This is a genomic window from Peptoniphilus lacrimalis DSM 7455 (assembly GCF_000378725.1).
Classification (GTDB): domain Bacteria; phylum Bacillota; class Clostridia; order Tissierellales; family Peptoniphilaceae; genus Peptoniphilus_A; species Peptoniphilus_A lacrimalis.
Genome location: NZ_KB900369.1, coordinates 1 through 21111, shown reverse-complemented (window position 1 = coordinate 21111; position 21111 = coordinate 1). Strand labels below are relative to the sequence as shown.

Here is a 21111-nt window from a genome sequence, read left to right as displayed (position 1 = left end):
CATATCAATTTTAAGCTTTTTATGGAAAATCACCCTTGCAAAAAATTCTCTTTTTTCAAATTTATCTTGGTTAAGTTACATATAATAATTATCACATAGAAAGATTTGCGATGACTATTGTTACCACCAAAGATATATAGAGTGTTCTTAAAAGTTTTTTCCAATACGCTTACATCAAATGTTGACCTTAACCTATAACCATTAAATTATAATTTTTCTATTAAAAATTAATCTTATTTTTTATTTTTCCCCTTTACCTTGTTCAAGTTTTGCATGGAGTTCTCTTAAATTTTTCATTGATTCTAAGATAGCATTAGCCATAGTATCAATATCATTTAATTGAACGGCATTTAATGAAGTGTTAAGAGTAATTCTTTCTGGAAGAACATCCATCAACTTGCAATTTTCATCAAGGAATTCTTCAAGTTTATCTCCAACAGTACAAGCCCAAGAACCATTTTCAATTATACCAACGGTTCTATTTTGTAAGTTTAAGGCAGCCATATCCATTATAAAATTCTTCATGTTAGGGTAAATTCCCAAGTTATAAGTTGGACTAGCCAAAACAATATGAGAATATTTGAATGCTTCACTTATTAAATAAGAATAGTGAGTTTTTGAAACATCATAGCACTTAACATTAGTCATTCCTTTTTCACAAAGTGCTGTAGCTAAAGATTGTGCAGCAAATTCAGTATTTCCGTACATTGAACCATAACAGATTAGTACACCTTCAACTTCAGGAGTATATGATGCCCATGTTGCATATTTGTTGATGAACCATCCCAAATCTTTTCTCCATACTAGACCGTGAAGTGGACAAATAACTTTAATATCAACAGTTGCAGCTTTTTTCAAAACATTTGTTATGAAAGGACCATATTTGCCAACAATATTTGTTAAATATCTTCTTGCGTCATCAAGCCAATCTCTTTCAAAGTCAACTTCATCAGCAAATATTTGTCCGTCTAATGCTCCAAATGAACCAAAAGCATCGGCTGAGAATAACACTCCGTTTGTTGTATCAAGTGACATAATTACTTCTGGCCAGTGAACCATAGGTGCTTCTATAAAGAACAATTCGTGTCTACCAAAGGAAATTGTGTCGCCTTCTTCAACAACTATACAATTTTCTTCCTTTACGTGGTAACCGATTTGTCTCATAATTTGGAAACCTTGTTCAGAAGAGATAATCTTTAGATTAGGATATCTTAAAATCATTTCATCAATAGTTCCGCAGTGGTCAGGTTCCATATGGTGTATTACTAGATAATCTAGTGGACGACCATCTAATACTCTTACAACATTATCGATATATTGACGTGCTATAGACCAGTCAACTGCATCTAAAAGCACTGTTTTTTCGTCTAACAATAGGTAGGAATTATAAGCAATTCCTCTAGGAATCGGGAATAAATTTTCAAAAAGTTCAAGTCTTCTGTCGCTTCCGCCTACATAATATAAATCATCTACAACTTTTCTTACAGTAAACATAACTCCTCCTTACTTTCTATCTTCAGTAAATTCAGCTTCTATAAAGTTTTCTTTAGGTTCTAGGCAATCTGGGCAAGACCAATCATCTGGAAGTCTTTCAAATTCAGTACCAGGATCAATTTCACCATTTGGGTCACCAAGATCAGGATCATATTCATATCCACAACCTGGACAAACCATTACTGAATAGTTTGGTGCAAGTTTTCTCGGTTTAGACCTTCTAACTTTTTTCATTGGTGGAGCTTCCTTTTTATCTTCTGTTCCTAAAGCTTCAGTTAATAGAGGCATAATTTCAAACATATCTCCAACGATACCGTAGTCACAATTCTTAAATATTGGAGCACCTGCATTAGTATTAATAGCAACAATAGTTGATGCATTTTTGATACCTTTTAAGTGTTGAATAGCACCTGAAATACCACATGCAATATATAAGTTACCATTAAATTTTTGTCCAGACATACCAACATATCTTTCAAGTGGTAAAATTTTCAATGTTTCTGCAGTTGGTCTTGAACAACCTATAGCAGCACCGGCAGCTTTAGCTAATTGTTCAGCCATTGGAAGATTTTCCTTAGAACCTATTCCCTTACCGATTGAAACAACTCTTTCAGCATCATAAATTGGTGTATCCATTGGAATACCAACTGAAAAATCATAACCATCTTTCTTAAGATTTTGTACTAAAACATCAACCGCTTCTTTTGGTGAATCTGCAGTAATTATTTCTCTTTTTCTAACACCTGTAATTGGTTCTTGTGATTTTTGAATTACTGCAGCTTTACCCTTTTTTCTCTTTGTTTTCCCGATGATATTATTAGCAACTACTACTCTTTGAACTTCACTTGTACCTTCATATATAGTTGTAATCTTTGCATCTCTATAGAATCTTTCAACTTCCATGCCCTTCATATAGCCTGAACCACCGTGAATTTGTAGTGCTTCATTTGCACAGAATAGTGCAGTTTCAGAGGCATAAGTCTTAGCCATAGCAGCTTCCATAGAATATTTTTCATGATTTGTTTTCATTTCAGCAGCAGAATAAATCAATAGTCTAGCTGCACGAATTTTAGTAGCCATATCTGCAATCTTAAATGCGACTGCTTGTTGTTGAGCTATAGGTCTACCAAATTGGATTCTTTCCTTAGCATATTTAAGTGCTGCTTCATAAGCACCTTGTGCAATACCTAAAGCTTGAGAAGCGATACCTATTCTACCACCATCAAGAGTTTGCATAGCAATTCTGAATCCTTGACCTTCTTGACCAAGTAAGTTTTCTTTAGGAACTTTAACCTTATTAAAAGTAAGTTCGGCAGTAGAAGATGACCTGATACCCATTTTGTCATAATGGTCTCCAAATGTAAATCCGTCCCATCCTTTCTCTACAATAAAAGCAGAAATTCCATGAGTTCCAATTCCTGGTGTAGTTACAGCGAAAACTACATAGAAATCAGCCTTAGGAGCATTTGTGATAAAGATTTTTCCACCATTTAAAATGTAATAATCTCCATCAAGTTCAGCAGTTGTTTGAGTCCCACCTGCATCACTACCTGCATTTGGTTCAGTCAAACCAAAAGCACCCAATTTTTCACCTTTAGCAAGAGGTACTAAATATTTTTTCTTTTGTTCTTCAGTACCAAAAGCTTCTATTGGATAAGATCCTAATGAAGTATGTGCAGAAAGTATAACCCCACAACCAGCATCTACTCTTGATAACTCTTCTACAGCTATTGCATAGGAAATTGCATCAAGACCTGCACCACCATACTCTTTGCTATAAGGAATACCCATCCAACCGTTTTCACCCATTTTCTTTACAATTTCATCAGGAAATTCATTTGCTTGATCCATTGCAAAGGCATTAGGCTTAATTTCCGCTTCAGCAAATTCTCTAATAGATTTACGAAGGGCTTCATGTTCATCTGTTGTCTTATACATTATTTGCCTCCTTAAAATTAAAATGTTTGAAAAATATCATTTTAAAAAATAAACTATACCAGCTCGGTATACTATGTGCATAATATACCACAACTAACATCATTCGTCAAAGTTTTTTTACATTATCTAAATAATATTTTATAAAGACCTAAAATTAAAAATATTGTCTTTCAAAAATTCTTATACCCATAATATTTCTTTATAAATAATTATTTTTACAAATTAAATTTTAATAAAAAAATTAATAATATTTAACTTATTACTTATTAAGTGATATAATTGTAAACGTGTATTTAAATATAGGAGGTAGAAAAATTATGATATCCTTTCTAAGGAGAAAGAATGTTTCACTTTCTCCAAAGACATATTTCGTGGATGCCTTGGGTGCTATGGCCTTTGGTCTATTTGCTACTCTTTTAGTTGGAACTATTCTTAATTCCATCGGCACTTCACTAAATATTAAATTTTTATCAGAAACTATTTGGCCTTTAGCTAAAGAAGCAACCGGCCCTGCTATTGCAGTTTCAATAGCTTATGCTCTTGGAGCTCCAAACCTCGTTATTTTTGCTTCTACAGTTGTAGGAATAGCTGCTAATGAGTTGGGTGGACCAATGGGAGTTTACATAGCAACTTTATTTGCTGTTGAATTTGGTAAAATTGTATCAAAAGAAACAAAAATTGATATTGTTATTACTCCAGTCGTAACAGTTCTTGTTGGTGTTTTCCTGGCGAATTTAATTGGCCCGACAATAAATGCAATAATGACAGGTATTGGAAATATAATAATGATTGCTACTGAACAACAACCCTTTATTATGGGTATTGTGGTTTCTGTTATAGTTGGTATTGTTTTAACATTACCAATTTCATCAGCCGCACTTTGCATGATGTTATCACTTTCAGGTCTTGCTGGTGGTGCCGCAACAATTGGCTGTTGTTGTCAAATGATTGGGTTTGCAGTAATATCATTCAGAGATAACGGCTTTGAAGGGCTTGTAGCTCAAGGTTTAGGCACTAGTATGTTACAAATGCCTAACATAGTGAGAAATCCAAAAATTGCAATTCCACCAACTTTAGCCTCTGCCATTTTGGGACCTTTAGCCACTGTTGTATTTAAAATGACAAATATTCCAATAGGTGCAGGTATGGGTACTTGTGGACTTGTTGGTCAAATTGCAACTTTCACTTCCATGCCTGAAGTTCCCTTTTTTAATTTATTATTCTTAATAATATTACTTCACATTTTATTGCCAGCTTTAGTTTCTTATATAATTTATATACCATTAAGAAAAATTAACTGGATAAAAGAAGGAGATTTAAAATTAGAACTTTAATATAATTAAATAAGCTGTAGTGGAAATTAATCTGCTACAGCTTTTATTTATCATATCAAGTGATATTTATTTAGTTTTTTATTTATTTAACTTATATATCTTTATTAAAGACTTCGCTTTTTATTGTATCCACGTAATAAAACAAAAATATATCAATAAAAAGATAAGACTTTAATTTTAGTTATGCCTCATGAATTATATAAAAATTAGAATTTAGTCATAAAGTGCGATTTAAGTAAATCTAATGTTTGAATCAAAAAAAAGCAAGACAAAAGTCTTACTTTTTAGCTATTTCTCTCAATGAACTTTTTAAATTTTCTTCAATTTTTGCAAGTTCTTCTTCTGCTTGAATTCTTCTCTCGTGTCCTTGTTCTTGAATTTTTCTCACTTCTGTTAAGGCTGAAATTAACTGGTCATTTGTGTATTTTATTGTTTCAATATCAACTATTCCTCGCTCGGAAAGATTTGCCGTTTCAATGGATTGTTGATTTAGGCTCTGTGCATTTTTTCTTAATAGTTTATTTGTCAGATCGGTTACTTCTTTTGTAGTCTTAGCAGCTTCTTTAGAGTGATTAGCTCCCATAGCTATAACCATTTGTGATTTCCATAGGGGAATTGTATTAACCATAATAGATTGAATTTTTTCGACCATTATAGTGTTTGAAGATTGAACCATCCTTATTTGGGGTGCCATTTGTATTGAAACCATTCTTGTTAAATCAAGATCATGAAGTTTCTTTTCAAATCTATTAATTAAATTAACATAGTCATTAGCTTTTTGTGCATCTATGGGTAGGTTAGAATTTTGTGCTTCTTTTTGCAATTTCGGAAGTTCAAGCTCTCTAGCTTCTTCAAGTTTTTTCTTACCAGCCAATATATACATTGAAAGTTCCTTGTAATATGATTCGTTCAAATCATACATTTGGTCCAAGGTTGCAATATCTTTCATAAGAATCATTTGATGATTTTCCAAAGCTTTAATAATGTTATCTACATTTTTTTCAGCATTATCATATTTTACTCTTATTGAATTAGCTTTATTAACTTGTTTTTTAAAAAAAGATACTAATTTATTATCCTCTTCATCAATTTCAAAATTTTTAAGCTCAGTAACAACATTTCCTAAGAGTTCTCCAATCTCTCCTAAATCCTTAGTTTTTACAGAATCTAAAGTTTTTTCAGAAAAATTAGCAATCTTTTTTTGAGCTCCTGCACCATATTGTAAAACTAAATTGGAGTTTGAAATATCAATTTGTTTTGCAAATTCTTCAACTTGTTTTGCTTCTTCAGGACTTAAATTCACTTTTCTTTTTGCTACTTCCTTTTCCGGTATTATTTCAAGCTTATCTTCTTCATTATTTTCTAAACCATCTAAGGATAGCTTAATTTCTCTTTGCATTATTTCCTCCTAACATAAAATCATCATCGAGTAGACCTTCCTGTTTCAACATAGTTTTTAAAACAGAAATATCTGAGGATATATCAATCACTTTATCTTCATACATATTATCTAAAAGCTTTAAAAAAGCTTCGTTAATAATATCCATTGTTTTGTCAATTTCTTTTAGGGAAACTTCAACTGATTGTGTCGGTGAATCCTGCATCTCTTTATAAGTTTCTACAAGTTTAGTTGTTGTTGGTAAATAATAATCAATGAACTTTGAAAGATCTTTTAAATCAACATCATTTTCTTTAACGATGGAAAATATCCTTCTTAAAGTTCCTAGAAGTTTTGTTATCTTAAATTTCATAGGCTCTTTTAAAGCATCTACAGAATTTGCTAACTTTGTTATTTGAATTTTTGCTTTTGAAAGTATTTCTTCCCTATCTGATGCTTTAAAATCATTAACTTTTAGATCTTCATTTTCTTCATTAAAATTATTAAGTTTTTCTTTTTTATATAATTTGTAAGTTTTTGAATCGAGAATCAACAATTCTCCATTTTCAACAATTCTAGCTTGTCTAAAGAAATCCTTATCTATTAAATCTAATAAATCACTTATAGTAAAGTCTTTTGCCTTAGATGTAGCTACAGCAAGATCCATTACAGGTATAACTGTATTGTTTCCTATTTCTCGTTTATATTTTCTAAATCTTATAATTTGCTTTTTTAATTTATCTGTTCTATACAAAATATATAAAGAAAATATAATAGCCGGTACAAAATATAAAGCAAAAACCATTAATGAATCTAAATCAAAACTAGATACTCCATCTATTAAGATTGCAATTGCTCCAATACCATGAAAGATTAAAGATAGTTTTGCTAAATTTGACCAAGCACGAACTTTTTTTTCAGCTTTAGGCTTTTGGTTTATAATATTATCATCCTCACATACTCTATATGGTCTGTTATCATTGGTCTTATTAAAAAGCTTGTTGATAGATGATTTGGTTATATTTACAGCCGAATTTAAGCTTTGTGATATAAATTCATTGATTTCTTTAAAATTTTCTTCTTTTATAGCATGGTCTATTAAATTTTCAAAATCTTCTATGTGATTATTATTGTGATTATTATTTTTTGCCATAAATCTCCTTAAAAAGCTATTACAATTCCTCCAATATCTGCATAGCCAGCTGATAATCCGTTTGTTTGACGTACAACTATATCTTTAAACTTATAAAGTTCCCTGGCTTTTTGAGCAAAGCTTTCTGCCCTTTCTTTTGCATTTACATGGGAAATAGATAAAACACCATTTTCTGTATTTTTATTCAACTTTCCTATTGCTAACATCAGCTTATCGAGGGATTTTTTCATTCCCCTGTTCATTTCATAAAGCTCAATTTCGCCATCATTTGACATCATAATGGGTCTGATATTTAAAACATTTGCTATTAAGCCTGCTGACTTTTTAATTCTTCCATTTTTTATTAAATTTTGCATTGATTCCAAAACAAACATTGTAATTTGCGAATCAATATATTTTGTAATTTTATCCATTGTTTCTTCAAAAGAATTATTCTCTTTCAAATATTCAAGCAATTTTAAGACAAGTCTAGTCTGTCCAGCAGAGGCTGATTTTGAATCAATAAGTCCTATATTAATATCAGGATATTTTTCCTTTGCCTCTTTTGCTGCAACCTGAGCAGCGTTGAATGAACCTGAAAGTTTTGAAGATATTGTTACAAGATATATATCCCTATCCTTATTTTTTTCTATCTCTTCCATATAATCAAAAGGTGACGGACAGGATGTAGTAATCGGGTTTTTCGTATTTTCCATATCAGTAAGAAAATCATTCAGATTAAAATCATAATCGTCAATAAATTCTTTTCCATCTATTGTTATCTTAAATGGTACATAAGAAACATCGAGGTCATTAATTTCTTCTTTTGTTAAATCACAGCTTGAATCACTTATTATCTTAAACATATTTACTCCTAATTAAGTTTCTCTTCAATAAAATTTTTTAATTCTATAGCATCTTTTCCTATAGAAACTATATCTTCACCTTCTATCATAACACGAACCAAAGGTTCTGTGCCTGATGGTCTTATTACTATTCTACCATTACCTTTATATTTTTCCTCAATTTTATTAATTTTTTCTTTAATTTCAGGAACTTCTAAAACTTTTCTCTTAAGTTCGTCTGGAACTTTTGCATTTTCTAGAACTTGTGGGTAAGATGTCATAAGTTCATTTAAAGTGGAAAGTTTTTTACCAGTATCTTCCATAATATTTAAAAGATTGATACCTGTTGCAAGACCATCTCCTGTTGTATTATGTTCTAAAAATATAACATGACCTGATTGTTCAGCTCCAACTATATAATCACTTTTACGCATTTCTTCAATAATATATCGGTCGCCAACTTTAGTTGCGACAAAATTTACACCTATTGATTTTAAATATTTTTCAAGTCCCATATTAGACATAATTGTACCGACACAAGCATTATTTTTTAACTTGTTTTTTTCTTTTAAATAGCTAGCACATATGGCTAATATATGATCACCATCGACAATGCTTCCCTTTTCATCAACTGCAATTATCCTATCTGCATCTCCATCAAAGGACATACCCATTAGAGCTTTTTCTTTTATTACTAATTCTTTTATGAGGTTCGGATTGGTTGAGCCGCAATTATCATTAATATTTTTACCATTGGGTTTGTCATTAATAACAATTACCTCTGCCCCATAAGATTCTAAAACTTCTTTAGCTATATCATAAAGAGCACCGTTACCTATATCAAGAGCAATTTTTTTGCCCTTTAAATCCATTTTGACTAAATTCTTTAAATAATTTTTGTATATGTTTACAAATTTATCGCTCCTATTAATTCTACCAATTTTATCACCAGTTAAATCTTTATAAAGTTTTATATCATCTAAAATAATAGATTCAATTTCATTTTCCACTTCATCAGGAAGTTTAAAACCTTGGCTGGAGAAAAATTTTATACCATTGTATTCATAGGGATTGTGAGATGCCGAAATTTCTACTCCCAATAAATAATCATAAGTTTTAGTTAAATATGCAATACCAGGAGTTGGAATAACTCCTGCAATATCAACATCAAATCCTATACTTAAAAGTCCTGCTACTAAGGATGATTCTATCAAATCTCCTGAATACCTTGTATCTCTACCTACAATAACTTTACCTTTTTTTTCTTTTGAAAGAACAAATCCGGCTGATCTTCCCAACTCAAAACATAAATCAGGAGAGAGGAATTTATTTGCTATACCTCTAACACCATCTGTACCAAAAAGTTTACCCATTTCTATCACCGCTTATAAAATTATTTTTAATCTTTTCTAAAAGTATTTCTTTTTTATTTAAACTTGTATCGCTGAGAACTAAATTTTCAGCATATTTTAAAATTTGACCTATTATTTTTCCATGAAAACCAAGTTCAATTAAATCATATCCATTAATTTCGAGAAACTTTTCTTTTTTCATTTCTTTTTCATCTAAAAGTTCCTCTATTCTTTTTTTTCTATTTAAAATAAAGCTTCCATCTCGATCATATCTTGTGCATACACAATCTGCATATAAGAGTTCGTATAGGTCTAAAATATTTTCTCTTCCTACTCTTTTAATCTGTCGTCTTAGGGCTTTATCTGTCATTACTTCTTGAACTTTCATATGTTCCTTAATTAAAATAGAAACTTTTTCAATTAATGCCTTAGGTGCCTTGTAATATTTTAAAATATCTTCAGCCATTGTAGCTCCTAGTGCATCATGACCTAAAAAATGTCCTGTGCCGTCACCATCTATTTTAAGAGTTAGAGGTTTAGCGATATCATGAAATATGGCAGCAAATCTTAAAGATAAATCATTAGGAACATTATCCATTACGCACAGAAGATGATCAAAAAGATTTCTATCGTGCCATGGAGTTTTTTGATCAAAGCCGACAGTTTTTCTTAGACTTGGAAATAATATATCAAGGATTCCTGTTTCCTCCATTAGCAAAAATCCATAAGAAGGATTATCATAAGTAATTATTTTACAAATTTCACTAAATATTCTTTCCCTAGCTATGTTTTTTAATAAATTTCTGTTCAAGCTTATGGCATCAAATAATTCTTCGTCAAGATAAAATTTAAACCTAGTGGCAAATCTTATTGCCCTTAAAATTCTTAATGCATCCTCTTCAATACGTTTGTTAGCATCTCCACAAGCTCTGATTATTTTATTTTTTAAATCCCTTATACCATTGAAAGGGTCATAGATATTATAAGACTTATCCATTGCCATAGCATTAATTGTAAAATCTCGTCTAGCTAAGTCATCATCAATAGAATCTAAAAATAAAACCCTATCAGGTCTTCTGTTATCACTATAAGTTCCTTCTGATCTAAAAGTTGTTATTTCATACAATCTATCTCTATATTCTACTGTAATCGTTCCGTATTTTATGCCATAATCAAATATTTTATATTCTCTGAACACTTCTTTTACTTGACTCGGTCTAGCATTTGTTGTTATATCAAAATCATTAGGTCTTATTCCCAGAAGTATATCTCTAAGACAACCTCCAACAATATATGACTTATAACCATGATTATCTAATTTTTCTAATAAATCAAATACATCCTTATCCATAATAACAGTTTTATTATATCATGTAGACACGATAAATAAAATAATTTACTGTATTCATACAAGTAAATCAGAAATTTTAAAAGTATTTAAAATAAGAGGTTTATATGATAAAATGAAAAAAAGGAGGTCTATATGAAAGGCAAATTATTAATCTCTGTTTTGGCTTTATCTTTATTTTTGAGTGCTTGTGGCAAAAAAAACGAAAGTAAAGATTCAAATGTTAAAATTGGTAGCTCCACCAATAAAGTTGTTGTAAATAGCAACGCATCCTCAAACAAAGAAAGTGAAGATTCTAAAGAATCAGCAAATACTCCTATAACATCAGCTTTTGATAAGGAATTTGTTGATAATCTGATTGAAAACTCAAATTATATTTCAAGAGTTAGAATACAAAATTCCTCTACAAATGGTCTTGAATCAAACTTCTTAACAGATTATGTAGGAGATTTATCAAACGTTGAAATTGAATTACCAAAATCACTAATACCCAATAAAGAATATATAATTTTTTATAAGGATGGAGATAATGGAAAAATTGAACCAACTAGAGGAAATGATTCTTTTATTGAAATAAAAGATGAAAATGATAGCAATTTAATATATTTAAATGAAAAGTTTGTAACAACAGGAAGTAATTAGGAGGTAAATATGAAAAAAATAATAACTTTAGTTCTTGCTTCATTGCTACTTATAAGTACTACGGTATTTGCAAAAGCACCTTCAATAGAAATTGATGGTAAAATTATTAAAACTGATGCCGCACCCTTTATAGAAAAAGATAGGACTTTTGTTCCCATCAGATTTATTGGTGAAGCCCTAAATTATAAGGTGGATTGGAATAAGGATAAGAAGCTTGTTACTATAAAAAATAATGATAGACAAATCCTTATGACAATTGGCGATACAAATATCACAGTGAATAATGAAAAAATTAAAAATGACGTTGCCCCATTAATAAGAAAGGACAGAACCTATGTGCCTCTGAGATTTGTTGCAGAAAATATGAATCTTAAAGTTAATTGGGATGGAAAAGAAAAAAAGGTCATTATAAACTCACAAAAAGATAATATCACCGATGGAATTACTGGTTTAAGTGGTGACGAAAAAGAATTTTTAAATAAATTTCAAAGTAAACAAAAAATAATTGAAGACAATATGACTTCTTTAAAAAAATCATTCTTTGAAAAAGCTAGCACTTTATCAAAAGAAGATTTAGAAAAAGAATACAATAGGGCTAACAAAGAAATTTCAGATGCAATTTCAGAGCTTAAAAATATAAATGTTTCTGATAAATTTAGAGATACTTATAATAAAGCTATGGAAGCCAATGAAAGAGCCTTAACAATGCTTCCCGATTTAAAAGAAGCTATTATAAATAAAGATGAAGATGTCGCAAAAAAAGTAGTCAATTTATTTACAGATTTTCAAATAAAAATGACTGAACTTCAAGATGCCTATAACGCTAACCTTAAGGGTGAAAATTATAAGGCAAGAGAAGATATCAAAGCCTATACTGATAATGCTGATAAAACAATAGAAAATCTTATGAAACAAATTGGTAAATAAAAAATTAATATAAAAGGACGCTCCCATTAAATATGTAATTCACTTAATATTTTCGCTAAATCATATTTAAGGAGCGTCTTTTTTTATACAAATTTTAAATTTACTCTTTTTTTGCCTTGTTACCAATAATCCAGAAATCACAAATATCATCACCCTGTGCAATAGTATGCTCTCTTATAAGAATACCATTACTTTGAGCAATTTTGATATAATCTAAATTGCAAAAAAGCTCAGTGTACTCTTCATAATTATTATCCTTAAAAAACTTTGCAATAGGACACTTAGTAAAATAATAAGCACAGCCTTCTCTTGGCTTATCATAAAAATTAAATTCCCATGTTTGTGGATACTTATCTTTATTTTTCTCTGCCCATAAAGCCGATTTTTTAATTTTTTTATTAATCATATTCATTGTCTTATCATTATTAAGGTCACATTTAGTGAAAAATAAAATAAATGGATGGTTCAAAACATAATTCATTAAATCTTTAAACATATCTAGTGAAATATTAGCTTTATTTGGCAAAAAGAATGAAAATAGCAATAAAGCAAAATAGAGATTACTAGCCATGGGATTTTTTTCACCAATGTCATCAGCCTTTGCCAACAAATCTTTATAAAAGCTTTTGGCTTTTTTAGTAAATTCTTTAGTTTGACTTTTACTAAAATGTATATTCAAATATGATTTTATAAATGGTGAAAGGATAAACCAATAAATAGCTTTGTATTTCATATATAACCTCCACTGTCCTAATATCAATATGTAAATTTTAATAATTTTGTTATTATTATCAACTATCTACTTTTTTCATTTTATAACAATTATTTTTTACAATTTTTAAAAAATTACATATATATTATTAAAAATGAGACTAATTTAAAATTAGTCTCACTTAAAAATTCTTATAAATCAATATATTTTAGCACCTGCTGGTATCTTAGAATCAAGCATAATAAGATTTAAAAGCTCTTCACCTTCATATTCACATACTGCTGATAAAAGCATACCACAAGATTCTAATCCCATCATTTGTCTTGGGGCTAGGTTTGTGATGGCAAGAAGTGTCTTTCCTACTAATTCTTCAGCATTATAAAAATTCTTTATTCCTGATAAAATAATCCTTTCTTTTCCACTACCATCATCTAATGTAAATTTTAAAAGTTTTTTTGACTTTGGAACTTCTTCGCAGTTTAAAACTTTTACAACTCTAAAATCAGATTTTGAGAATGTATCAAAATCAACCATATCTTCAAATAATGGTTCTACTTTTACTTTTGAAAAGTCGATTTTTTCTATTTTAGGTTTATTATCAGTTTCTTTTGAAAAATCTTCATTTTCTGATTTTTCCTTACCTATTGGCTTCATTGTTGGGAAAATCCCCTCTACCTTAGATAATTGTCTAAATCTCTATAAAAGTCTATTTTTAGGTACTTCTACATATATATCCATTGTTGTACTAATATCAGAATGACCTAGAATAGACTGCATTGCTTTTGTATTTATATTTTGTTCATTAAGCCTTGTAGTAAAGGTGTGTCTAAAAATGTGATTGCTTAAATGTGGAACTAATAAAATATCATTAGATTTAGATTTGTTTTTCATTATTCTCAAATTTTTTTATAATTTTCTAGCTAAAAATACTATATGCTCTTTCTCGTCTAGATGGTATTCGCATTTAAATCCTATCTTATTTAATGTTTCTGTTAGATATTTGGGGGAATACACTTCAAATTCTAACATATCCGCCCATTTTTTTATGTTTTTATGCTCTCTATACGCTCCTTCGTTGCATATTAGAAACTGACCGTCCTTAACTAGAACACGATGGATTTCCCTAAAAGATACTTCTATATTCTTCCAAAAATAAATGGTTTCAAAGGCAGTTACTATATTTATGGATTCATCTTCAAAAGGTAGTTTAGCCACGTCTGCTTCAATAATTTTACACCTGCCATCTCTTATAGCTTCGCTATTTACTGAACTTGCGATATCTACACTTGTTTTAGAATAGTCCATTCCATATACTTTTTTAGCCTTTGTTAAGAAGTATTGAACATTACGTCCACCGCCACATCCTAGATCTAAAACCACATCCGAGCTTTTAATATTCAGAAAAGATCTGCCCCATTTCGCCAATTTTTCGTGACCAATATTCATTCCTTTCACCATGAAGCGACCGCCGAAATTATTTTTCGGATTTTTTACATTTTCAAAAAATTTTTTTAACATTTTTATCTCCTATTGATAAATATTATCAGTATAATTTTATCATAAATTTTATGTTTATTCAATTTTATATCCTATCCACCTTGATATTTTCCAGATTTTCGATAATCGAAATTCTTGATTTCCGCTTTTCGGAAGTCTTTTTTTATGGTTATTTAAGAGTGTAACTTTTCGTTACTCCCTTAGATTTCTCAGGTCATATCTTTTTTATATTTTGAACTTCTAACATCTTCCATCTCTTTCATAAATAATATTAATCATTAACAGCAATTGGCTTTGCATAATAAACAAAGATCATTGCGTCATATAAATCTTTTGGAACTTCCTTTACCCTATAAGTCCTTGGCATGAATTTCATAAGAGGAGAATATCCTTCACCCAGACTTATCATGTTGATTTCTTTATTTATAAGGTCAAAAGTTTCTCCATCTTTAACTTTTGTAAAATCTAAATAATATTTTCCTTTAAATTTTCTCGCACTGTAAGCTAAAGGATCAGCAGATACAAAGACATGGTTTGACCTCTTGTTATCTGGACCAGCCACATTGATATTAACAATTCCCTTATAAAAGTCTGTTCCAATAATAAAATATTTTTCTCCAAAAATTTTCTTTAAGTGAGACCCCATTGGCTCATAAAATTTTTCACTTTTTGCAATGTGACCGTTGTGTCCAGAAATTAAAAGCATCTTATTTCCCTTTGATTTTTCAAAATCACTTATCCATTTAACATTCTCAGCCATAAGCTCATCTCTAACATTATTTACTTTTACATAGTCATTAAAATCTAATTCGTAATATTTTATGCTATTTAATATATTTGTAAGAGCTCTTGAAGCTATTTTTGCATCTGAAGAGGATAGGGCGTCTGCATAAGCTTTTATCTCTAACAACAAAGCTTCCTTATCTTTTATCTGTGAAATCTTAATTTTTTCATCTTTTATAAAAGAAAGCTCCTTTTTCAAGTCTTTTTCTTGTAATATATTATTTTCCTTACAAAAATCTAATATTAAATCAATAGATTTTTCTGGATTTTGCATGTCAAAGCCGTAAAAAGAAAGTTTGTCCTCATCCTTGGCTTTTTGATTGTAGTCAAACATATAATTTATAAGATCGCTCATATTCTTTGTGTGATAAATATTAAAAGAAAAAATTCTTGAAATATTTTCATCTCTCTTGTTTCCGTGAATGTAATTGTTGATTATCATTCCTTCGCCAAAATCAGCTTCAATAGCAAAGCTCTTTAAATTATTTTTTTCAACTAAAGTCTTTAAAACTTCTAATTTTAAATCTTGAAAATCAGAATTCCCGTGAGCCGCTTCCCCAAGTCCAACGACTTGTATATTGTCATCTAAGTTTATTTGGCTTACAGCTTTGCCATAGTCTTCTATATCAGAAATATTTTTTCTGGCATTTAACTTCGGAAGATTAATCCATAAAAAATCTCCAATCCCTATAAGAATAATAAGGGATACTAAAAAAATTAAAATTCCTTTAAATATTTTCTTTATCATTTTCTCACCTCTTACTACATTTTTTTAATATTTTATCATACTGTTGCTTCTTCTTTTGCCGCTTCTTTTTCTGCTTCCATTTTCGCTTTTGCTGCCTTTATTGTGTATGTTATTATGGTTTGTGCTGCTTGACCTGCTTCTTTACTTATTTCTTCGTTTATCATGTTTTTCTCTCTTTGCTTGTTTTTATTTGGTTGTTGGTAGTGGTGGAATGCCTTATTTTGATGTTTATATAGCTTTCTTAGGTATTTGTACCTTTTATACTTTAAAATAGCTTACAATGCCTTTCCACCTTTAGTAGTTTATGTGTGTTCTTTTGTCTGATAGATAATTTTTCATGTTGGAATATATAATCTGCACTTCTTCATTGTTGATTGCTTTTATTTCTTCTGTGCTTTTATATGTTTTGTATGTTCCATCTTGATCTGCTTTTATGAGTTCATCTATTAGCTCTTGCCTTTTATTCATCTCTATTACCTCCTAGATCTGCCTTTATTTTCTTGGTTATATTATAGCTTGGATAAGATATATTTACCATGTCTTATCTTTCTTGATCCATTTTCTTATTTTTCATCATTTCTCTGTATTCATTATCTTTATTAACTTGGTCTTGGAATTTTTTAATCTGTGCTATTACACTTGGTTTTTCGCCTTGTTTTATAAGCTTATCTATTTCTATGGATAAATCTATACCTAATTCTTTGTTTACAAAATTTACTGCATATTTGATATGATTAATTTCCTGGTATTCATCTTTTATCTTGTCTTTTTCTTTATTTATTTCTTCAAGATTTGCCATTAAAAGATTTTTTTCTTCATTCCATTTTTTAGGACTTAGTTTTTCCTTATCTGATAGGAGTTTTTTTAATTTCTCTCTTACTACCTTATATTGGTCTATATCTTTCTTATGTTTATTATAAAATGCTTCTTTTGTGAATATATTTTTCTTTTGATATTCTTCATAAACTTCTTTTTTGGCTTTGTAGATTTCATAGTATAAAATTTTCTTTTCTACATCTTCCATTTCTTTATGGATTGTCTTTGCTTTTTTATTTAGAGTATAACTATTAGACTTTAAAGTTTCTATTTTTGTTTGCAACTGACCTATGGTTTCTATGTCATTTTTACTTAAATAACTATATGCACTTGTTAGCTTTTTGAAGTCATATTTTTCTTTATTAGTTTTGGCATATCCTTTTAGATATTTACTTTTTTCTTTTTGAATTTCTGAATAAGTTAATAGATAATTTGTTAGATTGAAAAGTTTAGGATTGTCTATTACCTTATCTCTTTCTATATCCTTAAATTTTTCATAAGCAGTAGATAAGTTATCTAATAAATTTCCTATCCAACACTTTAATGTTTTTATCTCTTCTTTTATTGTTTTTACAAGGTTATTATATTTTCTTATTTCTCTATTATAGTTTCCTTTGTCAGTTTCTATTCCCTTTCTTTCCATTGCACTTGCTGCTGATCCTAAATGGATTGTCGGTAGATAATCTGAATTTTGTCTTTTAAAACTCCTATGGTCTACTCTTTTTTCTATCTTGTTTTTTGCTAGATATTCATTGCAAAGGTCTGAAAAATTTTCTCTCCATTTTTCTACATTGCCCTTATCATTCCAAGTTGTTAGTTCTACTTTTCTTGTCTTTGGTTTTCCATTTTTGTTTAAAATCTTTTCTCCTTTTTCATCTAGGATATATTCTTTTTTTGACTTTGCTAAGAACTCTCCTTTTTCGTTTATGGGTCGCATTATGGTCATTATATGACAATGGATATTTCCATTTTTATCTTGACTCTCATCATGAATTGCATAATCTACTATCATTCCTTGTGATGTTAGATTTTCTTTTATAAATCTTTCAACTAGGTTTTTATTTTCAATTAAAGATAATTCTTTTGGTTGTCCAATTATGAATTGTCTTGCTAGTTGTGCATTAGAATTTTTTTCTGCCATTTCTACTTTATTACATAAGGTAGACCTATCATTAAATTCTTTTGGTATATGATCAGGCAATATTATATTTTTTACTAATACTTTTTCTTTTCTTGTATAATCATGGGTTACTCCGTCCCATTCATTTTTTATTTTTTCTCCACTTATATGCTGCACTTGCTACTGCACTTTTTCCTTTTCCTCTTGATATTATGTTTACTGAAAAATGAAAACTGTCTGCCATTTTTTATCACTTCCTTATCAAACACTTACTGCAAACTCCTTATGTACTTTTGATTTTGATAATATAAAAGATGACTTTCTGTTTTTATTACACGAGAATTCAAATTATCTTTCTGTTTCTATAGGCTTTAAAAAAGAGCTTTTGGAAAACCACCTATCAGCCATTAATATTGATCCGGAATCATTTTATAGGGCTTTACTTCAAACTAATCAAATAATACTTACAAAGTCTTTAGAAAAAGTGGCAATGGAAATATTAAATTGTAAGATGGATGCTCCTGCTGCTGATTTTTTCTTTAAAGCCAAAGCAAATGAGTGGATAAGTATAGTGATTGACACATACTTAAATAGAAAAAAATATAAAATTGAGTCTGATGATAATAAAGCACTTGAAGATGTAGCAAGATTCTTAGATGATCATTTCGCCATGAATATAAATCAAGGTACACTTGAAAAAATATCTAAAATGAGCGGAACAAAATTAAAAAATTTGTTTAAAGAAAAATATGGTCAAAGCATTACAGAATATACTCAAAGAAAAAGAATGAACGTGGCTGAGACTCTTCTCTTAAATACCAAACTTCCTATAAAGGAAATAGCTCAATCTGTTGGATACGCATCCCATAGCAAATTTTCTATTTGTTACAAAAGATACAAAGGGAAACTTCCTAGTGAAGTCCGTAGTTTAGCTTGCGAACATCACAATTTAAATTGTGATTGCTGTGATTAAACTAATTTTTTTATACGCCTTTATCTTATATGAATTTGCATGTATAGATATTTGTATAGGAATGGTTCTTGTCTTGTTTTTAAGATATGCTCACATTCATTAGATTGAAGTTTCTTTCGATTATATTTCACTCTAACCCATCTTCATATAACTGTTCATGGCTTATATCTATTTCTGATAATTGGTTTTTTTAAGCTACAGCCCCTTAAAACAAATAGCCAAGAAGTCGAATTGAACATTATAAGTTATGAATTTCTAGTTAAACCAAAACGGTCAGTAAATATGCCAAAATTAGGCTCACGAAAAAGAAGATTATAATTTTTGCAATCTGACTTTTCCCATTAAAACCAAAATTATCATAACCCTTAGCACCAACCGTTTCTGGGTAAACTTTAGTCGGCAATTTTAACTTGGTAAGCATGTGATAATCAAAAAAGATAATATCAAAAAGCTTATATCCTTCAAATAGTATTAAAAATCTAACAAATGCTTGCTGAAAAGTTAAACTAAATTTTACTGTATCAACAATTGCCCAGCCTAGAACGGCTGCAATGGCTAGCAATCCAAGTATCATGATAAGTCCGCCGATTATATTGACCCAAATCGGTTTATCTGGCAACTTACTCATCATAACTTTGATATCATCAGGTGCGCCGAAATGCTTCGAGCCAAATTTCGGTATAATAAGTATAAAATTCATCATCATAATTGATGCTGTTAAGCAGATGATTGTTAACATACCAAGTGTTTTCATCAATTTAGTTTACCTCCTCTCTTGAAGTATAAACCATTTCGTAAATGGGAGCAATTTTTCTTAGTTGTGTCAACTAAATTCGTATAAATTTTCTTGCTAGTATTAGTGCTATACTTTTTTACAATTTATATGGTTGTTTAAAATCTATAATCACAGATGTCTTATTGTCAATGTCATTATACGCATACAGGTCATGTATTAAGAAGTTTTGTAAATTCTCAAATAAATTACTCACAAAACTTTGGATTCCAATCTAAAAGATATTTACAAAATCATTGACAAGATATAAAAACACCCTATATAAAGATTACAATTCTAAAATTGTAAGTAAGCTATCACAAATTATACATTATTTCAATAAAATTTTAGAAACCTTTATTAAGATTTTCTTTGATCCCTTGTAAATCAAGTGTAAAGAACTATAAGAATTTAAATCTCTTTTTCAAATTCATCTTCAAAACTAATAATATCATTAGGAGTGCAAGATAGAGCCTTACATATTCTTTCTAAATTCTTAAATGTAATTGGTTTATCCTTACCCATTTGTGCCATAACATTTGTTGTTAGTCCTGCCATAGCTATTACATCTGTTTTCTTTAATCCTTTTTTTGCCAACTGTATCCATAATGGTTTATAGTTAAGTGCCATAATATCCCTCTTTTTTTCTTCATTAGTTTTATTTAATTATAGCATAAATATTGATTACATTCAATCTTACATTGATTTAGTGATTTGTTTTAGAGTGTTTGTTGTGTTATTCCGTCCTTATTTTTAGTATAAAAAGACGATAGAGGTTTTAATTTCTATCGTCTGAGATTATCTAATATTTATTTTTCTTTAAATTGATTTTGTTTTATAGCTTAATAATTCTAATAACCCAATTATAAAAATGAAACTGGGATTCATTACAAACCCCAGTTTCATAATTAGCGTGTTCTTTAATATAATTTTGATCCTGCTGGAATATTATTATCCAACATTATTAAGTTAAGTTTTTCTTCTCCGTCATACTCACAAATTGCAGATATAATCATACCTTCTGAGTCGATTCCCATCATCTTTCTTGGCGGAAGGTTGCAAATTGCTAACAAAGTTTTTCCAATAAGTTCTTCTGCTGAGTAGTACTCCTTAATTCCACTTAAGATGGTTCTTTCTTTTCCACTACCATCATCTAATGTAAATTTCAATAGTTTTTTTGACTTTGGAACTTCTTCGCAGTTATTAACTTTTACAACTCTAAAATCAGATTTTGAGAATGTATCAAAATCAACCATATCTTCAAATAATGGTTCTACTTTTACTTTTGAAAAGTCGATTT

The 21111-nt window shown here is 29.5% G+C and carries 17 protein-coding genes and 5 pseudogenes; 4 read left to right on the top strand and 18 right to left on the bottom strand.

All coding sequences use genetic code 11. The features are described from left to right. Positions 1-240 precede the first annotated feature (240 nt). Together F594_RS0102965 and F594_RS09500 are read right to left on the bottom strand one after the other, a co-directional pair. A complete protein-coding gene (locus F594_RS0102965) occupies positions 241-1494 on the bottom strand; it encodes an FprA family A-type flavoprotein (RefSeq protein WP_019034497.1) in 1254 nt (417 codons plus the stop codon). 9 nt (positions 1495-1503) lie between these two features. Further along, the gene (locus F594_RS09500; RefSeq protein WP_019034496.1) at positions 1504-3432 is read right to left on the bottom strand and encodes an acyl-CoA dehydrogenase family protein; all 1929 of its coding nucleotides are present in this window, start codon (positions 3430-3432) and stop codon (positions 1504-1506) included. Between the two features lie 317 nt (positions 3433-3749). Here F594_RS09500 and F594_RS0102955 point away from each other — a divergent pair, with 317 nt between their 5' ends. Further along, on the top strand, positions 3750-4766 hold the full coding sequence (locus tag F594_RS0102955) for a PTS transporter subunit IIC (RefSeq protein WP_019034495.1): 1017 nt from the start codon (positions 3750-3752) through the stop codon (positions 4764-4766). Positions 4767-5043: 277 nt separating this feature from the next. Here F594_RS0102955 and F594_RS0102950 read toward each other — a convergent pair whose 3' ends face one another. The 5 genes from F594_RS0102950 to F594_RS0102930 are packed head-to-tail and all read right to left on the bottom strand — an operon-like array spanning position 5044 to position 10824. After that, positions 5044-6165, bottom strand: a complete 1122-nt coding sequence (locus F594_RS0102950) for a toxic anion resistance protein (RefSeq protein WP_019034494.1) — start codon at positions 6163-6165, stop codon at positions 5044-5046. Further along, positions 6149-7297 (bottom strand): 5-bromo-4-chloroindolyl phosphate hydrolysis family protein, encoded by a 1149-nt coding sequence (locus tag F594_RS0102945; protein ID WP_019034493.1) that lies wholly within the window; start codon positions 7295-7297, stop codon positions 6149-6151. Before F594_RS0102945 ends, F594_RS0102950 begins: the two co-directional genes overlap by 17 nt. A gap of 8 nt (positions 7298-7305) precedes the next feature. Then, a complete protein-coding gene (locus tag F594_RS0102940; protein ID WP_019034492.1) occupies positions 7306-8142 on the bottom strand; it encodes a DegV family protein in 837 nt (278 codons plus the stop codon). 8 nt (positions 8143-8150) lie between these two features. Next, the gene (gene glmM / locus F594_RS0102935; RefSeq protein ID WP_019034491.1) at positions 8151-9494 is read right to left on the bottom strand and encodes a phosphoglucosamine mutase; all 1344 of its coding nucleotides are present in this window, start codon (positions 9492-9494) and stop codon (positions 8151-8153) included. Next, positions 9487-10824, bottom strand: a complete 1338-nt coding sequence (locus tag F594_RS0102930) for a CCA tRNA nucleotidyltransferase (RefSeq protein ID WP_019034490.1) — start codon at positions 10822-10824, stop codon at positions 9487-9489. The genes glmM and F594_RS0102930 overlap by 8 nt, the downstream gene beginning before the upstream one ends. A 132-nt stretch (positions 10825-10956) precedes the next feature. On the opposite strand from F594_RS0102930, the gene F594_RS0102925 reads away from it, so the two are divergent. Together F594_RS0102925 and F594_RS0102920 are read left to right on the top strand one after the other, a co-directional pair. After that, complete coding sequence (locus tag F594_RS0102925) at positions 10957-11463, top strand: hypothetical protein (protein ID WP_004824472.1); 507 nt, start codon at positions 10957-10959, stop codon at positions 11461-11463. Between the two features lie 9 nt (positions 11464-11472). After that, positions 11473-12390, top strand: a complete 918-nt coding sequence (locus F594_RS0102920) for a copper amine oxidase N-terminal domain-containing protein (protein WP_019034489.1) — start codon at positions 11473-11475, stop codon at positions 12388-12390. Between the two features lie 100 nt (positions 12391-12490). Here F594_RS0102920 and F594_RS0102915 read toward each other — a convergent pair whose 3' ends face one another. From F594_RS0102915 to mobQ, 8 genes and pseudogenes are all read right to left on the bottom strand, one after another. After that, entirely contained in the window at positions 12491-13123 is a 633-nt protein-coding gene (locus F594_RS0102915; protein ID WP_019034488.1) for an L-2-amino-thiazoline-4-carboxylic acid hydrolase, read from the bottom strand. Between the two features lie 177 nt (positions 13124-13300). After that, positions 13301-13768, bottom strand: a pseudogene (locus F594_RS0102910) (lysine--tRNA ligase); the annotation flags it as partial. 30 nt (positions 13769-13798) lie between these two features. Then, a pseudogene (locus F594_RS0102905) lies at positions 13799-14005 on the bottom strand (tyrosine-type recombinase/integrase); the annotation flags it as partial. Between the two features lie 3 nt (positions 14006-14008). Next, positions 14009-14620, bottom strand: a complete 612-nt coding sequence (locus F594_RS0102900) for a class I SAM-dependent methyltransferase (RefSeq protein ID WP_019034485.1) — start codon at positions 14618-14620, stop codon at positions 14009-14011. Between the two features lie 250 nt (positions 14621-14870). Further along, complete coding sequence (locus F594_RS0102895; RefSeq protein ID WP_019034484.1) at positions 14871-16130, bottom strand: erythromycin esterase family protein; 1260 nt, start codon at positions 16128-16130, stop codon at positions 14871-14873. A gap of 50 nt (positions 16131-16180) precedes the next feature. After that, positions 16181-16294: pseudogene (locus tag F594_RS09930) on the bottom strand (PcfB family protein); the annotation flags it as partial. 130 nt (positions 16295-16424) lie between these two features. Then, on the bottom strand, positions 16425-16598 hold the full coding sequence (locus tag F594_RS09725) for a hypothetical protein (RefSeq protein WP_019034483.1): 174 nt from the start codon (positions 16596-16598) through the stop codon (positions 16425-16427). Between the two features lie 73 nt (positions 16599-16671). Beyond that, a pseudogene (mobQ, locus tag F594_RS0102880) lies at positions 16672-18310 on the bottom strand (MobQ family relaxase). A gap of 12 nt (positions 18311-18322) precedes the next feature. Here mobQ and F594_RS09200 point away from each other — a divergent pair. After that, positions 18323-19039 (top strand): annotated as a pseudogene (locus F594_RS09200) (helix-turn-helix domain-containing protein); the annotation flags it as partial. Between the two features lie 259 nt (positions 19040-19298). Here F594_RS09200 and F594_RS0102870 read toward each other — a convergent pair. The 3 genes from F594_RS0102870 to metG form a co-directional block, all read right to left on the bottom strand. Next, entirely contained in the window at positions 19299-19793 is a 495-nt protein-coding gene (locus F594_RS0102870) for a hypothetical protein (RefSeq protein ID WP_019034480.1), read from the bottom strand. Between the two features lie 429 nt (positions 19794-20222). Further along, on the bottom strand, positions 20223-20441 hold the full coding sequence (locus F594_RS0102865) for a helix-turn-helix domain-containing protein (protein ID WP_002839984.1): 219 nt from the start codon (positions 20439-20441) through the stop codon (positions 20223-20225). A gap of 290 nt (positions 20442-20731) precedes the next feature. Next, a partial coding sequence (gene metG, locus F594_RS09195) for a methionine--tRNA ligase subunit beta (RefSeq protein ID WP_019034479.1) occupies positions 20732-21111 on the bottom strand: 380 nt, incomplete at its 5' end.

Excerpts from the sequence above, each read along its gene's own strand:
- F594_RS0102895 (WP_019034484.1), bottom strand. The coding sequence starts at position 16,130 with ATGATAAAGAAAATATTTAAAGGAATTTTAATTTTTTTAGTATCCCTT.
- glmM (WP_019034491.1), bottom strand. The coding sequence starts at position 9,494 with ATGGGTAAACTTTTTGGTACAGATGGTGTTAGAGGTATAGCAAATAAA.
- F594_RS0102955 (WP_019034495.1), top strand. The coding sequence starts at position 3,750 with ATGATATCCTTTCTAAGGAGAAAGAATGTTTCACTTTCTCCAAAGACA.
- F594_RS0102965 (WP_019034497.1), bottom strand. The coding sequence starts at position 1,494 with ATGTTTACTGTAAGAAAAGTTGTAGATGATTTATATTATGTAGGCGGA.
- F594_RS0102950 (WP_019034494.1), bottom strand. The coding sequence starts at position 6,165 with ATGCAAAGAGAAATTAAGCTATCCTTAGATGGTTTAGAAAATAATGAA.
- F594_RS0102920 (WP_019034489.1), top strand. The coding sequence starts at position 11,473 with ATGAAAAAAATAATAACTTTAGTTCTTGCTTCATTGCTACTTATAAGT.
- F594_RS0102900 (WP_019034485.1), bottom strand. The coding sequence starts at position 14,620 with ATGTTAAAAAAATTTTTTGAAAATGTAAAAAATCCGAAAAATAATTTC.
- F594_RS0102945 (WP_019034493.1), bottom strand. The coding sequence starts at position 7,297 with ATGGCAAAAAATAATAATCACAATAATAATCACATAGAAGATTTTGAA.
- F594_RS0102940 (WP_019034492.1), bottom strand. The coding sequence starts at position 8,142 with ATGTTTAAGATAATAAGTGATTCAAGCTGTGATTTAACAAAAGAAGAA.
- F594_RS0102925 (WP_004824472.1), top strand. The coding sequence starts at position 10,957 with ATGAAAGGCAAATTATTAATCTCTGTTTTGGCTTTATCTTTATTTTTG.
- F594_RS0102865 (WP_002839984.1), bottom strand. The coding sequence starts at position 20,441 with ATGGCACTTAACTATAAACCATTATGGATACAGTTGGCAAAAAAAGGA.
- F594_RS0102915 (WP_019034488.1), bottom strand. The coding sequence starts at position 13,123 with ATGAAATACAAAGCTATTTATTGGTTTATCCTTTCACCATTTATAAAA.
- F594_RS09725 (WP_019034483.1), bottom strand. The coding sequence starts at position 16,598 with ATGAATAAAAGGCAAGAGCTAATAGATGAACTCATAAAAGCAGATCAA.
- F594_RS0102930 (WP_019034490.1), bottom strand. The coding sequence starts at position 10,824 with ATGGATAAGGATGTATTTGATTTATTAGAAAAATTAGATAATCATGGT.
- F594_RS0102870 (WP_019034480.1), bottom strand. The coding sequence starts at position 19,793 with ATGAAAACACTTGGTATGTTAACAATCATCTGCTTAACAGCATCAATT.
- F594_RS09500 (WP_019034496.1), bottom strand. The coding sequence starts at position 3,432 with ATGTATAAGACAACAGATGAACATGAAGCCCTTCGTAAATCTATTAGA.